Consider the following 15,810-nt stretch of genomic DNA (forward strand, 5'->3'; position numbering starts at 1 on the left):
TCTATAGCCCTTTTTGTATGCCTTGGTGCTATCTGATTGTATACAATATATATTGTATATTTGATGGTTATTTAAAAAATTGCGAAATTGAAAGACAAATTACAATCTGATTCTTTAAGCGAACTGGCAAATCCTACTTATTCCAGGGTAAGAGAAAAACTTCGGGAAGATATTCTTTCGGGATATTTTATTTCAGGAGAAAGATTAAAAATAGCAGAGTTGGTTGAACGGTATAAAGTAAGCCAAATGCCAATTCGGGAAGCTTTGCAACAATTGCAGGGTGAAGGTTTGTTGATTATTGAGCCAAATAAAGGGGCTCATGTAAGAAAGGTAGACAGACAGTTTTTAGAAAGTATCTACGAGATCAGGCAGTTAATTGAGGTATACCTCACTGTAAAGTGTATTGAAAATTTAAAGGAGAAAGATCTCAAATCACTTAATCAAATCCAAAAAAGTTATGAAGCTGCGGCTTCAAAAGAAGATTATACTACCTGTTTGCAATTAAATAGAAGGTTTCATTCGACTATATATGAACTGGCAAATAACAGCGAAGGTTTGCAAATTTTGGAAAAGCATTGGCAACTGATTAATACATTACGCCTTACTTATGGCTTTGGTTCGCGGCGGACAACGGAAGTTATAGAGGAGCACAGAGCTATCCTCGATGCTTTGGAAAGCAGAAATCCTGCAGCCGTGGAAGCTGCTGCAGCAATACACTGTGTAAACGCTAAAGCAGATCTGTTGGCTCAGATGAGCGATAAGTTTAAATAGCATTTCTTTATTTTTCACGCCTATTCATTAGTAAAATATTAATAGTTTTTGGGATTATTTCCTAATTTGTTAAATATTCAATTATATATTGTATACAATATATAATGTTATAATTTTGGATTGCTGTCGAATACGCATGATTTAAAAGCGTATAGGCATACTAACCAAAAATTAAACCATCAGATGATTATAAAATGGATAGGACAGAGCGGCTATATTTTAGATGCTGCGGGCATTAGGTTAGTCATAGATCCTTATCTAAGTAATTCAATAGAAGAGATCCAAGGATTGAAACGAATGGTTCCCGTACCTGTGGCCATTGAAGATTTACATTCTGACTATATTTATTGTACACATAACCATCTGGATCATTTTGATCCACAAACTATCCTCAGTATTCTGGAGCTTTATCCGATGTGTAAAATAATAGGCCCTATAAGTGTGATTGAACACGCAAAACGGCTGAAAATTAATGGTCGGAATATGGTTTTAATCCAGCAATACGAAAGCCTTGAATTAGGGGGATTAAAACTTACCGCTACTCCGGCTTTTCACTCTGATCCCTTTTCTACGGGATTATTAATTAATGATAAACAACATACTATTTATTTTTCGGGAGATACAGAATATGTACCTGAGCTTGCCGGTTTGATTACCAAAATGTCGGGAGCAAAACTGGACTTATTTTTTGTCTGTATCAACGGAAAGTTGGGCAACATGAATGCCGAAGATGCTGTACGTTTTTCACTCGACTTGAATTCTGAAATTGTTATTCCTAACCATTATGGAATGTTTGCCGAGAATACAGCTGATCCCTCATATTTTGCCTTTTTGTGCAGCGCCCAGGGATTAAACACAAAAATAATGCGAATAGATACCAGCATAGAATTATAAACACAACCATTATGAAAATCACTGAAATTAAGACCTTTATTTGTCATGCTTACAGAACAAATTGGGTGTTTGTGAAAGTTATTACAGATTCTGGTCTTTACGGAGTTGGGGAAGCGACTCTAGAAATGAAGGAGCAGACAGTTTTACAAGCTATAAATGAACTTAAGCGATATTTAATAGGAAAAGACCCACATAATATAGAAGCGATATGGCATGATTGCTATCGTGATGCTTATTGGCGTGGTGGCGTGGTTTTAATGAGCGCCCTTGCTGCCATAGATATGGCTTTGTGGGATATTAAGGGAAAAGATTTAGGTGTTCCGGTGTACCAGTTACTCGGTGGAAAAGTAAGAGATGCTGTGCCATGTTATGCAAATGGTTGGTTTGCGCCTGCAAAGACACCTGAGGAATTTGCAGAGAAAGCCAGGGAAGCCGTTAAAACTGGATTCAAGGGGTTGAAATGGGATCCATTTGGTTCAGCATATATGAACCTGAGTAAAAAGGAATTTTCATACGCTTTAGCCTGTATTGGCGCAGTAACCGATGCTGTGGGTAGTGATATTGATATTTTAATTGAAGGACATGGTCGATTCAATATGCCAACCGCTATAAGAGTTGCGCATGCGCTTGAAGATTTTGACATTACTTGGTTTGAGGAACCAATTCCACCTGATCATATGGAGGGACTGGCGCAATTAAGAAGGAAAACCAAAGTTCCGATTGCCGCTGGAGAACGATTGTACAGCAGATGGGATTACAGAAGTTTTCTAAACCAGGAATGCGCAGATTTTATCCAGCCCGATGTAAGTCATGCAGGTGGTATCTCGGAACTTAAAAAGATTGCGACTATGGCAGAATGTTATTATATCCCGCTTTGTCCACACAATCCAAGCGGACCGATAGCCAATGCTGCGACCTTACATATTGCAGCTTCTACCCCTAATTTTCATTTCTTGGAAACCATGAGCAGTGATGTGCCTTACCGGAATAAAATAAGTACTGAAAAAGTTGAATTTATGGATGGAATGATGCAAATTAACGATTTACCAGGACTAGGAATAGATATCAATGAAGAGGCAATTGCGGAGTATAACTATGAGCCAAGAGATTTAAGACATTACAATGGAAAACTGACCGAAATACGGCCTGAAAATGCAAAGGGCTATTTTGTAAAGTAATCCATCTAGAGAATAACATCAGATATGTTCAAACGAAATGCTCAGAGTAGCTTAAGTACCAAGTCCTTTAACTGGGAATTGATTGTGCTGTTATGGTTGGTTTTTTTCTTCAATCAGGCAGACCGTCAGATCTTTAATGTGATCTTACCCCATATTAAAGCAGACTTGAAGCTAACAGATGCCGAATTGGGGATGATCGCATCCGTATTTATTTGGGCAATAGGGTTGTGCGTTCCTTTAAGTGGTTATATAGGGGATGTTTTTAGTAAAAAGAAGGTGATTATTTTTAGCCTGTTATTATGGAGTACGGCTACCTTTTTTACTGGCCTCAGTGCAGGACTGTTTCATCTTGTTATTTTAAGAGGTATTGTGGGGAGCAGCGAATCTTTCTATGCCCCGGCAGCTAATGCCCTCATCGGAGAAAAATATGGTGATAAAACTGGTCTAGCTATGGCTATTCATCAAACTGCGCTTTATGCAGGAATCATTATGAGCGGTTTGATTGGCGCATTGATCGCCGAGCGCTTTGGATGGAGTACTGCATTTTATTTTTTTGGCGGGATAGGTATCCTGCTCTCTGGGATTCTTGTGCTAAGGTTTAAGAAAATTGTTTTGCCAGAAGTGTCAGCGGTGATTCAGAAAGTAACCCTATTTGATGGCTTAAAAGGATTGTTTGAAAGAAAAACAGCAATTCTGCTTACCCTTGCATTTGCCTGTATGGTATTTGTTAATGTGGGATATTTAACCTGGGCTCCAACCTTTCTGCATGAGAAGTTTAACCTTTCTTTAGCAAATGCAGGATTCTCGTCCATGTTCTACCATCATGTGTTTGCTTTTCTTGGCGTTTTGTTAGGCGGACGTTTTTCTGATCGATTTGCGAAGATTAATGTTGGTGCAAGACTGAAAACACAAGCATTTGGCTTGTTATTAGGTTGTCCTTTTATTTATTTGTTGGGTTCTGCAAATGATCTGTTTTGGGTATATACAGGAATGGGACTGTTTGGTTTTTTTAGAGGGCTTTATGATTCTAATATTTATGCCTCTTTGTTCCTGGTGACTCCAGCTCGCATTAGAGCTTCGGTTTCAGGGGCAATGATCATGTTTGCTTTTTTAATTGGCGCTTTTGCACCCTGGATTTTGGGGTATTTAAAACCTACTTTGGGATTATCTGATGGCCTGTCATCACTTTCTTTTGCCTATTTATTGGGCAGCATTTTTATTTTTATTGCTTTAAGATTTACCTTGTTTAAGGAAGTACATAAAGCATTACCAGATCAGAATTTTAATTAAAATTTATTGTCATGAGCGAATTAATTGGTAAGACAGCATTAATAACAGGATCATTAAGAGGAATAGGTAGAGGCGTAGCCTTAACCCTTGCGGAAAAAGGTGTAAATATTATATTGAATGACAGAGCGGAAAGTGATGAACTTCAGGAGCTCATTACTGCCCTTAAAAGGTTTAATGGAAAAGTGTTTTTTAAGGCTGCTGATGTGAGTGTAAAAGATGAAGTAGCAGAACTTTTTAATTTTGTAAAAGATCAAACTGGTCAATTGGATATATTGGTTAATAATGCCGGTACATCGCAGGCAAAAGATATTTTTGAGATCACAGCTGAGGATTGGTCATATATTCTCGAAACTAACCTAACCAGTTGTTTTTTATGTTCGAAATATGCCATGGAAATGATGCGCGAACAGAAAGATGGAAGAATCATTAACATCAGCTCTGTGGTTGGACAGCAGGGGGCTTTGTATGGCCATGCACATTATTCGGCCAGCAAAAGCGCAATTTTAGGACTAACCAAAACATTAGCACGGACGGGTGCAGCATTTGGGATACGGGTAAATTGTATTGCCCCTGGGATTATTGAAACTGATCTGTTAAATAAAACACATGGCATTGATGGGGTTGCTAAAATAGCCGAAGGTGTACCACTTGGTATTGGACAACCTCGTGACATTGGACTTGCGGTTGCATTTTTGGCAGGAGAGGGCGGTAACTATATTACAGGAGCCACAATAGACATTAACGGTGGTCTATATTTTCGCTAAAAGTTTGAATGTGAAATGCTTTAGTTATTTAATAGTATTGTTTAAATAACAAGATATCGAACCGTATATTGATAAATTCATCTGTTTATCTATATTTTATTAAAATATTCTTATTTATTCAATTATATATTGTATACAATATATAATTTATTAGGTTTGTATAGCGCTCTAAGAATGTTGATCAGATATTGATTTTATTGCAACTAACCAAATATAAATATGTTACTTAAACCCCTAAAGCTTTGCGGCGTTGTTACTTTCAGGGTATTGTTTTCCTGGATATTGTTAATGGCTCTATCAACCCAAAGTAATGCACAAAGCAAGAAGATTTCAGGTAAAGTGACGTCTGATGACAATGAACCGCTCTTTGGTGTCACTGTATTTGAAAAGGGTACTAAAACCGGAGCTTCGACTGATGCTGAGGGTAAATTTGTACTTACTGTTTCAAATGCAAATGCTACATTATCCTTCAGATATGTCGGCTACCAGTCCAGAGATATTCCTTTAAATAATAGGAACACCATCACCCTTGCACTTAAATCCCTTGACAATGCATTGAATGAAATTGTCGTTATCGGCTACGGCACAACTACCCGAAAAGACCTTACGGGCTCAGTTGGCCAGGTAAAAATGAGCGATTTTGAAAAGGCCCCGGTAAGATCATTTGACGAAGCCCTTGCTGGCAGAGTAGCCGGTGTTCTGGTCTCAGGCACTGACGGTCAGCCAGGTCAAGCCAACAACATCGTGATTCGTGGCGCTGGTTCTATCACACAGGATAACTCTCCTTTATATGTTGTGGATGGTTTTCCCTTGGAAGATGCGAATAGCAATTCTATAAGTCCTGCCGATATTGAGTCTATTGACGTTTTAAAAGATGCATCGGCGACAGCTATATATGGTGCAAGAGGGGCAAATGGGGTAATTATCATTACTACCAAAAGAGGGAAGGCGGGCGAACCTGTAATTGCCTATAATGGTTATTATGGTGTTCAGAAAAATACGAAGACCATCGATTTAATGAGCCCCTATGAATTTGTTAGATATCAATTGGAGCTTGATCCGACAGCTGCGGCTCTTGCTTATCTGAAAGATGGAAAAACTCTGGAAGATTATCGAAATGTAAAAGGGCTTAATTTCCAGGATCAGATTTATAGAACTGCGCCTATGCAGAACCATGACATCTCCATAAGAGGAGGATCAGATAAAACACGATATTCGATTTCGGGTAACATCATCGACCAAGATGGGGTGATTTTGAATTCTGGTTTCAAGCGTTACCAGGGCCGTATTACCTTGGATCAGAATGTAAATCAGAAGCTGAAAATTGGCGCAAATGTGAATTATAGCTATAGTGTTTCTAATGGGACGATAGTAAAAGATGTTTCTTCCTCACAGTCGGCCAGTACCAATCTCCTTTATGCAGTATGGGGTTATCGTCCAGTAACTGGCAATGACAATAACCTGGATGATGAACTGTTTGATCCTGGTTTTGATTACAACGTAATTGCTGATTACCGGGTTAATCCTGTGATTTCTGCCAAAAATGAACTTCGCAGGAGCCTAAACACAACATTCATTGCCAATGCTTATGCCGAGTATAAAATTTTACCGGATCTTACCTTAAGGGTTACAGGTGGGATTACCAATACGATGTTGAGAAATGAAACATTTAGTAACTCTTCAACACAAGCAGGTAATTACCGCAATTCCAGTGGTGTGAATGGATCAATTTATAATAATCCTACCACAATTTTATTGAACGAAAATACGCTTACCTATAAAAAGGTATTTAATAAAGTACATAATTTTACCATTTTAGGGGGATATACGGTGCAAGGAATCAAAATGGCAAGAACCGGTTTCAATGCGCTCAATGTTCCAAACGAGTCATTGGGACTGGATGGTCTGGATGAGTCTCCTTCTCAGATCGGTACTTCCTTAAGTTCAAGGTCTGGTCTGGTATCTTATCTGGGACGTTTAAATTACAATTATAAATCAAAATATTATTTTACTACTTCCTTCCGTTCTGATGGATCTTCAAAATTTGCCCCTGGACATCGTTGGGGATACTTCCCTTCGGGAGCAATATCATGGCGCATGAGTGCTGAGGATTTTATGAAGAAATTGAAATTTGTGTCTGACGCAAAATTACGTTTAAGTTATGGGGAGACTGGTAATAACCGCGTTAGCGACTTTCCATATCTGGATCAGATTACCCAACCCAATTCGGCCGGATATTCTTATGGTAATGGTTCTCCCTCAAAAGGGGCGATATTGACGGCCTTTGGAAATGGTACGCTGAGATGGGAAACCACAAAGCAGCTTAATATTGGTTATGATTTAAGTCTATTTAAACAGCGGGTAAATTTAACGGTCGATCTTTATAGAAAAACTACCCATGATCTGTTGCTATTGGCCTTATTGCCTTATACGACCGGATTGTCAGATGCTTTTAAGAATATAGGCAAAATGCAAAACCAAGGTCTTGAAATTTCGCTGAATACCATCAATATCAGAAGTAAAGAATTTAGTTGGAGCTCAAATTTTAACATTAGTTTCAATCAAAATAAAGTACTGGAGCTTGCTGAAAACCAAACTTCAATAACCAGTCCGGTAAGTTTTGACCAGAAATGGAATGCCCTTTCTCCTTATATCGCTGTAATTGGGCAACCTGTAGGACAATTGTATGGTGTTATTTGGGACGGGGTTTACCAATATGAAGATTTTGATAAAAGTCCTACAGGTGTTTATACGCTTAAAGCCAATCTCCCAAGAAATGGGAATCCTACAGTACAGCCTGGCGACATTAAATATAAAGATATCAATGGAGATGGAAACGTTAATGCATCAGATTTCACCGTAATCGGACGTGGTCTTCCTATCCATACAGGAGGCTTGTCAAATAATTTTACTTATAAAGGATTTGACCTGAACGTGTTCCTGCAATGGTCTTACGGAAACGACATCATCAATGCCAACCGTTTGTTGTTTGAGGGGAATGGAAAGCAGTCGAGGTTTTTAAATCAGTTTGCTAGTTATGCCGATAGATGGCAGCCTGACAACCCCAGCAATACTTTGTTCCGGACAGGTGGACAGGGGCCTTTTTATTACTCAAGCAGGGTGGTTGAAGATGGCTCATACCTCAGATTAAAAACAGTTTCATTAGGGTATAACTTTCCAGCGAAAATATTCAAAAAGGCCAATTTTAAAAGTTTAAGGATCTATGCTTCTGCTCAGAATATTGCTACCTGGACAAACTATTCCGGACCTGATCCCGAAGTTTCTGTTAGAAACTCAGCACTTACACCTGGATTCGATTTTTCTGCCTATCCACGTGCAAGTACACTCATATTCGGATTAAACGTGTCGCTCTAAAATTTAATTATAAAAGTATGAAACAGCTAAAATATTTTTACCTCATCATACTGGCAGCGATAACTACTTCCTGTCAGAAAGTTTTGGACACCAATCCTACTGATTTTATTGATCCGAAAGCTTTTTACAAAACACCAGAGCAGCTGCAAAGTGCGCTCAATGGAGTTTATAATGCTTTGGGCACCATAGAGGTATATGGAAACAATTACCTGTATATGTTTACTACCAATACAGATGAATCTTATGGAAAGACGGTAGAGTTAACCACTACTTATCAGTACGATGCTGCGGATGCAAAGAACGAACTGTTCTGGAAAGGCCTTTATACGGGCATTCAGCGAGCCAATCTATTGCTTTCCAAGGTTGATGATGTGGAGATGGATCAGACTGCAAAAAACGTAATCAAAGGGCAGGCCTTGTTTCTGCGAGGTTTTCAGTATTTCATGTTGGTTAGTAATTATGGAGATGTTCCACTGATCCTAACGCCTACAGCATCAGTAACTGAAGTGAATATTGCGAGAACCCCGATGCGGGAGGTATATGCACAAATCACTAAGGATATGATTGATGCCGAATCCTTATTGCAAACGCAGACTGCTACAGCATTGGGTATGGGTGGTAAAGTTACCCGCACAGCTGTTCAGGGAATGTTGGCGAGGGTATATCTTTATATGGCGGGCTTTCCTTTAAACGATACAGAAAAATATAAAGATGCTTTGTTTTGGGCGGATAAAGTAGTACATCCGACAGGGAATGCACCTGAACATGCACTAAATCCGGATTACAGAGATATATTCCTAAAATATGCAAAAGAGCAGTACGATGTGAAGGAAAGCATGTGGGAACTGGAATTTTGGGGCAACAATACGGGTGGGGTTAATTTTGGAAATACCTATACAGGCAGGTTTTGCGGAATTACCTGCAATGATGCAAATAAAGGATTTAGCTCCGGATCGGTAAATGCAACCCGGAAATTGTACAACTCTTATCAATTAAACCCATTGAGTACTGCCACACCAAACAAAGCCTCATTCGACTGGAGAAGGGATTGGAATTGTGCCAATTATACCTGGGGCTCAGGAGCAACCGCTGTGAAGACGAATGTTACAAATACATGGCTCATGAATGCAGGGAAATGGCGTAGGGAATACGAGATTGTGGAGCCAAAAGACAAAAATTACACTTCCCAGAATTTCGCATTCCTCCGTTATTCGGATGTATTGCTGATGCTTGCTGAAGCTGAAAACGAAGTGAATGGGCCTGCTAATGCCTATCAGTATGTGAATATGGTTCGTAAAAGAGCATACGGTATATTGTATGGAAATGTAGTAAAACACATTGCAGTAACTAAAGGGGGGACAGGATATACGAGCGTGCCAACAGTAACAATTACTGGCGGTGGTGGCAGTGGAGCTACTGCCGAGGCTACCATTTCAGCTGGGGTTGTTACTGGTATCATCATTACTTCACCCGGAACTTTGACTGCCTCAGGGCCTTATTATACAACTGCACCCACCATTACGATTACCGGAGGTGGTGGATCAGGTGCTACCGCTACCGCCACGATCACCCAATCTACCGATGCAGACCTGTCGACATTAGAGATTTCCAGCAAAACAAAACTGCTTGATGCGATAAAGGAAGAAAGGTCAAGGGAGCTTTGTTTTGAAGGTTTAAGAAGAAATGATCTGATTCGTTGGGGGAAATTTGTAGCAGATATGAAAGCTTTTCTGACCTATGCAAATGGCAATGCCGGAACGGCAACGAATATTACCACAGCTGCTACCAAGGTTTCATCCAGGAATATTTTTATGCCCATTCCTATCCATGATATTCAGCTGAATAATTTATTAGTACAAAACCCGGGATATTAATCTTCAAATTATGAAATGTATATATATGCTGCTTTTTGCTGTGCTACTGTTTGTTTCCTGCAAAAAAATGGATGTTGTTCAACCTGACTTCGAAGTTCAACTGAGCAAGTTTCAATATAAAGTTGATGATACGCTGAGGTTTAACTTTTCTGGCGATGTAGAAAATATTGTTTTCTATTCTGGGGAACGTGGCTTCAGGTATGCAAATAAAGATGTGGTGACGATAGAGCGTGGAATTCCGCAGCTACAGTTTACAACAGCCCTTGCGGGAACAGCACAAGCCAATTCTCTTAAAGTTCTGGTTACTAAGAATCTGCTTGGAAAGACTTCAGAAAACATATTGGCCAGTAACTGGACGGACATCAGTGATCAGGTAACGCTGGCTGGCAATTCCACCAGCACAGTATCTGGAATCATTGATCTGAGCACATATGCTGCAGACGATACTCCTTTTGCACTGGCATTTAAGTATGATGCGGTAATGAAACCCACAGTTGCACAGCCTACCTGGGTTGTCCGCGCCTTTTCTATCAGTAATTTGTTTCCGGACAAATCAACCCTGCCCCTTGTTTCATTAGCCACGGGGCCATGGATGGCCTATAACTTTAAAAATCCAACTGCTGCATGGGTGGTTTCTGCAACTGAATTGAGGATGAATGGTGGGGCTGCAAACTCAGCAGATAATGAAGATTGGCTGGTTACAGGACCTTTAAATTTAAATGCAACAAAGGAAGTTGCTGATTTTGGATTAGCAATACAGAATCTCGCGGGACGCAGATTAACCAATTATAGTTATGTGTATAAAAACCCAGGTGTTTATAAAGTAACTTTAGTTGGGTTTAATAACAATATTGATGGCAATAAAAAAGTGGTCAGGGAATTTGAAATTACTGTAACGCAATAAAATAGTAGAGATGGAATTATTGAAGAAAGTTACGCTCTTTTTGCTCCTGATTGGAGGTGGTATGGTAAAGGGGCAGACCCTTAAAAATGATGTTTATGACAATTCTAAGCCGATAGTACTACTGCAGCCCTTGGATATGCAAAGGGTTCAGCAAATTGCAGCGATGTTGCCGGAAAAACCTGCTGGATTTGGGGAAACTTATAAAAATCGTAAAGAATGGGACAGGCTATTTAAGACCGGAAAATATGCTAAACTGCTCAAAAGTGCCGATAGTTCATTAAACGAACCTTTTCCAGCCTGGAGCGATTCAGACTACCTCGCTTACTGGACTAAGGGAACTTCTGTTCCTGGAAAGAACATGCTTCAAAAACGGTTGTTATGGCTAACACAGTATATATTTGCAGAATGCCTTACGGATCAAGGGAAATATACCAAGGCAGCAGAAAATGCAATACTCGAGCTGTGTCGTCAGAAATCATGGGTAAATCCTACACATGATTATAATAAAGTAAATTTTGAGGGGAAAAAATATCTGGTCGAGTTATCGGCCGTAAGTTATGCCCATCATATTGCTCAGGCATTATACCTGCTGGATGACAAGATCGATCCAAAGGTTAAAGCAGAAGCGATCAAAGCCCTGCAGCTGCGGGTATTGGATCCTGTATTGAACTCAGTTGCCACTGGCAACAAGGAGAATTTCTTTTTAACCAATACCAATAACTTTAATGCGGTTTGTCTTTCAGGTACGGTTGGTGCTGCCGAAACTGTCATTAACGACAAAACAGAAAGAGCTAAATTTATCGCCATTGCGGAGCGCTATCATAAAAACGGCGTTCATGGTTTTCTGCCTGATGGCTATTGTACTGAAGGTTTGGGCTATTATAATTATGGTTTCGGGCATTTTGTTCTTTTACGTGAAACAGTATACAAAAGCACTAATGGCCAAATTGACCTCTTTGCAGACCCCAAGGTAAAACTGATTGCAGAATTTCTTCCCAAGACAGTAATTATCCATGATGTATTTCCTTCAATTGGTGATTGCAGACCCTATACCCAGCCATCCGCATTTATTCTCTATTATGTAAATAGGAACCTTGGTGTAGATATTTCAAGCTTTAAGAAAAGCACTTTTGAAGGCCGTTCCACAGATTTGGCTGAAAGTATTCTAGCCGTTTTCCCCGAAAAAATATCTTCTGCGAAGGTTACCGTAAATGCTAAGGGTACTGAACTCAGGTCTTACTTCGACCAAGCTGGCGTACTTACTGTTCGGCCGGGGAAAAACGCAGATTTAGATATGGGTGTTGCCATTAAAGGAGGCAACAATAATGAACACCATAACCACAACGATATTGGATCTTTCTCTGTTGTGATTGGAGATGAGGTATTGATGGGGGATCCGGGAATTATACCTTATACTTCCAAAACTTTTGGGCCGGAAAGGTACACTTATAAAACCATTGCTTCTTATGGGCATCCGGTACCTCTTGTTGCAGGTCAGGAGCAGGTACCTGGAGCTGCGGCGAAAGCCAATATCATCAGTACTAACTTTACTGATGATCAGGATAAGCTGGTGATGGACATTGCTTCAGCTTACCCGGTAAAGGAACTGAAAAAACTAGAAAGGGAATTTATTTACAACCGCAAGCCAGGGGGATCTCTCACAGTTGGTGACAATTTCAGCTTCAGTAATGGTCAAACCTATGAGACTGCCTTAATTACAAGGGGAAATTGGAGGCAGATCAATCCCCGTCAAATTGAAATCACCGGTAAGAAAGATAAGATGTTAGTTACCATAGAGAGTAAAAATGAGTTTGAAATTAAAAGTGAAGAGCTGTCTGAAGGAGGAAAACCTTATACCCGTTTGGCTATCCGTTTAACCAAACCGGTTAAGGAAGGTACCATTTCCATGATTTTTAAACGCATAAGATAAAGAAGCTGATAAATGAAGATTTTAGAAAGTAACAGAAGGGACCTATTTTATATAAGATTGCTGTGCTCCTTATTGCTAATGACGATAACGGGTAAGAGCTTTGCCCAAATGTATCAGCCCGAATGGCAATCATTGGATAAAAGAGAAACTCCAGGTTGGTGGACTGATGCTAAGTTTGGCATCTTTATTCATTGGGGGCTTTATTCAGTCCCAGCCTATGCACCTGTTAATGAAGTTGAAGGGGTTTACGAAAAATATGCCGAACATTATGAAAACAGACTGATACAGGGCAATAAATTATTTACTGCGCATCATAGGAAGTTTTATGGTGAACAGTTTAAATACAGCGATTTTGCCCCAATGTTTAAGGCAGAATATTTTAAACCAGATGAATGGGCCGAGCTCTTTGTTAAATCAGGTGCAAAGTATGTAGTGCTTACTTCCAAACATCACGATGGATTTTGTTTATGGCCCAGTGCCGAAAGCAATAAATGGAATAGTGTTGATGTTGGACCACGTCGCGATATTGCCGGCGATCTTACCAATGCAGTTAAAGCTAAGGGATTAAAGATGGGATTTTATTATTCCTTGCTAGAATGGACTAACCCGCTTTATAAACCCCAAACTATAGACAGCTACGTGGAGAGCCATATGTTGCCTCAAATGAAAGACTTGATTAACCGTTATAAGCCAGAGGTGATCTTTTCGGACGGGGAATGGGATTATGAATCGGGAAAACTTAAAAGCACGAAGTTTCTATCCTGGTTATATAATGAATCTGCAGTGAAAAATACTGTTGTGGTAAATGACCGTTGGGGAAAAGAAACACGAAGTAAACATGGCGGCTATTACACAACGGAATATGACCTGGTACATGATGCCAAAGGGATAGGTGAAAAAGCTGAACATCCCTGGGAAGAAAGTCGTGGAATAGGAACTTCCTATGGTTTTAACAGGTTTGAAACATTAGACCATTATTTTACAAGTAAGCAGCTGATCGATTTACTGATTGATAAAGTGAACAGTGGTGGTAACCTTTTGCTTAATATCGGACCCGATGCCAATGGACTCATTCCTGTAGTGATGCAGGAACGTTTGTTGGACATGGGTGCATGGCTTAAGGTGAACGGTGAAGCGATATACGGTACTTCTTCCTGGGCCAATAGGCCTCAAGATAGCAAGGAGAAAAATGTTTTTTATACCCTAAAGGGAAAAGATCTTTACGTGATCTGTACAAAATGGCCACAAACTGATCTGATCATCTCTGCAGTTAAAAAAGCAGGTAAAGTGACTTTATTGGGCTCCAAAGATTCCTTGAAATCAATTATGACAGGAGATAAGTTAAGCATACAGGTGCCGGCTTTAAATCCTGAAACAATGCCATGCGATTATGCATGGGTATTTAAAATAGAGAATTTTAATTAGCCTATTGTCAATGTGTATGAAGTATAAAATAATTTTAACTCTTGGACTGTTCATTCAAATCTTAAATGGATTTACTCAAGAGGCCAATAAATCCCTTTTTCCTAATGGGAGTAAGGTTTGCTTTGTCGGTAATAGCATTACTAATAACGGGGAGTATTACAATGATTTGTGGATGTACTATGCCACACGGTTCCCGAAGGAACAAATCAATTTTTTCAACTGTGGGATTTCCGGAGATGTTGCTGCCGGAATCTTGAAAAGGATGGATAAGGATGTTCTGATCCATGAACCTACCCATGCGGTGATGATGATTGGGATGAACGATGTGAAACGAGATCTATATGGGAAAAAAGATGCTAATGATGAGTTAAAGGAAAAGGCGTTGACGGCTTACAACAGCAATACAGATGCCGCTGTAAGTATCTTGAAAAAACGAGTAGGGAATGTAATTCTCCTTAAACCTTCAATTTATGATCAGACGGCAGTTATAGAAACTCCGAATTTGTATGGTGTTAATGATGCTTTACAAAGGTGTGCTGAACAAATGCATTCCCTATCTGAAAAGTACCAAACCGGCTTAGTCGATTTTCAGACTGTTTTGCTGCGTATCAATAGAGAAGAACAGGCAAAAGATCCTGCATTTACCATTATCGGTAAAGATAGAGTACATCCCTTGTCTGCCGGTCATTTTGTAATGGCTTACCAGTTTCTTAAGGATACAAAGGCCCCTCAATATGTCTCGAAATTAGTGATTGGGAATGACCTGTCGGCATCACAAAAGAATAGCTTTAACGCAGAAATAAAAAAGCAATCCAATAAAAATAACGTGCTCAGTTTTGAATGTATTGAAAAGAGTCTGCCTTGTCCGGTTAAAGAATCTGCAAAAAAAGCGCTTAGTTGGGTTCCTTTTTATGAAGAATTTAACACTGAGCTATTGCAGGTGAAAAGTTTACAACCGGGGAGCTATAATCTTTTTATTGATGATGTTTTAATTGCTTCCTTTACCGATGAAGCGTTTTTAACCGGAATTAATCTGTCGTTATATCAAAACACACCTCAATATCAGCAGGCTATAAATGTGATGGATGCCTGTGTAAAATACAGGGATGCAGAAGCAGTGATTCGTAATCTTCGGTTTGTTGAATTTAACGAGCTTTCGGGCCTTAAAGATCAATCCGATATAACTGTAGTGGAGCAATATCTGGATAAAAGACTGGAATCTTTAAAAGATGGGGGCCATTATGAATATTATCAGAAACAATTTAAAAACTACATTTTGAAAAAGAATGGAGAAGCAGAGGACTTAAAGAAATTACCTGTGCTTGCTGCGGCTATTTACGAAGTAAACCAGCCAAAAAAACATGTTTTTAAAATTGAGAAAAAGCCATAGACAAGTACGATAGAA

The 15,810-nt window shown here is 39.5% G+C and carries 11 protein-coding genes; all 11 read left to right on the forward strand.

The window, feature by feature from the left end:
• The first annotated feature begins 87 nt into the window (after nucleotides 1-87).
• The 11 genes from FBD94_RS21570 to FBD94_RS21620 all read left to right on the forward strand — a co-directional run bounded on the left by FBD94_RS21570 (nucleotide 88) and on the right by FBD94_RS21620 (nucleotide 15,795).
• Complete coding sequence (locus FBD94_RS21570) at nucleotides 88-771, forward strand: GntR family transcriptional regulator (protein WP_131608769.1); 684 nt, start codon at nucleotides 88-90, stop codon at nucleotides 769-771.
• A 183-nt stretch (nucleotides 772-954) separates the two neighbouring features.
• Entirely contained in the window at nucleotides 955-1,665 is a 711-nt protein-coding gene (locus tag FBD94_RS21575) for an MBL fold metallo-hydrolase (RefSeq protein WP_136881740.1), read from the forward strand.
• A gap of 11 nt (nucleotides 1,666-1,676) precedes the next feature.
• Nucleotides 1,677-2,843: a galactonate dehydratase gene (gene dgoD / locus FBD94_RS21580; protein WP_131608767.1), complete on the forward strand. Its 1,167-nt coding sequence runs from the start codon at nucleotides 1,677-1,679 to the stop codon at nucleotides 2,841-2,843.
• Between the two features lie 24 nt (nucleotides 2,844-2,867).
• Nucleotides 2,868-4,133: an MFS transporter gene (locus tag FBD94_RS21585; RefSeq protein ID WP_136881741.1), complete on the forward strand. Its 1,266-nt coding sequence runs from the start codon at nucleotides 2,868-2,870 to the stop codon at nucleotides 4,131-4,133.
• Between the two features lie 11 nt (nucleotides 4,134-4,144).
• Entirely contained in the window at nucleotides 4,145-4,897 is a 753-nt protein-coding gene (locus tag FBD94_RS21590; protein WP_136881742.1) for an SDR family NAD(P)-dependent oxidoreductase, read from the forward strand.
• Between the two features lie 219 nt (nucleotides 4,898-5,116).
• Nucleotides 5,117-8,272 carry a SusC/RagA family TonB-linked outer membrane protein gene (locus tag FBD94_RS21595; RefSeq protein ID WP_136881743.1) on the forward strand — a complete coding sequence of 1,052 codons (3,156 nt, stop codon included), beginning with the start codon at nucleotides 5,117-5,119 and terminating at the stop codon, nucleotides 8,270-8,272.
• 17 nt (nucleotides 8,273-8,289) lie between these two features.
• Nucleotides 8,290-10,146 carry a RagB/SusD family nutrient uptake outer membrane protein gene (locus FBD94_RS21600; RefSeq protein WP_136881744.1) on the forward strand — a complete coding sequence of 619 codons (1,857 nt, stop codon included), beginning with the start codon at nucleotides 8,290-8,292 and terminating at the stop codon, nucleotides 10,144-10,146.
• A gap of 10 nt (nucleotides 10,147-10,156) precedes the next feature.
• Nucleotides 10,157-11,050, forward strand: coding sequence for a DUF5017 domain-containing protein (locus tag FBD94_RS21605; protein WP_136881745.1), 894 nt, complete (start codon nucleotides 10,157-10,159; stop codon nucleotides 11,048-11,050).
• Between the two features lie 10 nt (nucleotides 11,051-11,060).
• Nucleotides 11,061-12,980 carry a heparinase II/III family protein gene (locus FBD94_RS21610; protein ID WP_136881746.1) on the forward strand — a complete coding sequence of 640 codons (1,920 nt, stop codon included), beginning with the start codon at nucleotides 11,061-11,063 and terminating at the stop codon, nucleotides 12,978-12,980.
• A gap of 12 nt (nucleotides 12,981-12,992) precedes the next feature.
• Nucleotides 12,993-14,405 (forward strand): alpha-L-fucosidase, encoded by a 1,413-nt coding sequence (locus FBD94_RS21615; RefSeq protein WP_205945924.1) that lies wholly within the window; start codon nucleotides 12,993-12,995, stop codon nucleotides 14,403-14,405.
• A gap of 16 nt (nucleotides 14,406-14,421) precedes the next feature.
• On the forward strand, nucleotides 14,422-15,795 hold the full coding sequence (locus FBD94_RS21620) for an SGNH/GDSL hydrolase family protein (RefSeq protein WP_169472383.1): 1,374 nt from the start codon (nucleotides 14,422-14,424) through the stop codon (nucleotides 15,793-15,795).
• Nucleotides 15,796-15,810: the final 15 nt, after the last annotated feature.

The sequence above is a fragment of the Pedobacter hiemivivus genome (assembly GCF_005144565.1).
Lineage (GTDB): Bacteria > Bacteroidota > Bacteroidia > Sphingobacteriales > Sphingobacteriaceae > Pedobacter > Pedobacter hiemivivus.

What these genes read in the sequence shown, in the direction of transcription:
- FBD94_RS21590 (WP_136881742.1), top strand. Translation starts at nt 4,145, where the DNA reads ATGAGCGAATTAATTGGTAAGACAGCATTAATAACAGGATCATTAAGA.
- FBD94_RS21585 (WP_136881741.1), top strand. Translation starts at nt 2,868, where the DNA reads ATGTTCAAACGAAATGCTCAGAGTAGCTTAAGTACCAAGTCCTTTAAC.
- FBD94_RS21600 (WP_136881744.1), top strand. Translation starts at nt 8,290, where the DNA reads ATGAAACAGCTAAAATATTTTTACCTCATCATACTGGCAGCGATAACT.
- FBD94_RS21605 (WP_136881745.1), top strand. Translation starts at nt 10,157, where the DNA reads ATGAAATGTATATATATGCTGCTTTTTGCTGTGCTACTGTTTGTTTCC.
- FBD94_RS21620 (WP_169472383.1), top strand. Translation starts at nt 14,422, where the DNA reads ATGAAGTATAAAATAATTTTAACTCTTGGACTGTTCATTCAAATCTTA.
- FBD94_RS21575 (WP_136881740.1), top strand. Translation starts at nt 955, where the DNA reads ATGATTATAAAATGGATAGGACAGAGCGGCTATATTTTAGATGCTGCG.
- FBD94_RS21615 (WP_205945924.1), top strand. Translation starts at nt 12,993, where the DNA reads ATGAAGATTTTAGAAAGTAACAGAAGGGACCTATTTTATATAAGATTG.
- FBD94_RS21595 (WP_136881743.1), top strand. Translation starts at nt 5,117, where the DNA reads ATGTTACTTAAACCCCTAAAGCTTTGCGGCGTTGTTACTTTCAGGGTA.
- dgoD (WP_131608767.1), top strand. Translation starts at nt 1,677, where the DNA reads ATGAAAATCACTGAAATTAAGACCTTTATTTGTCATGCTTACAGAACA.
- FBD94_RS21610 (WP_136881746.1), top strand. Translation starts at nt 11,061, where the DNA reads ATGGAATTATTGAAGAAAGTTACGCTCTTTTTGCTCCTGATTGGAGGT.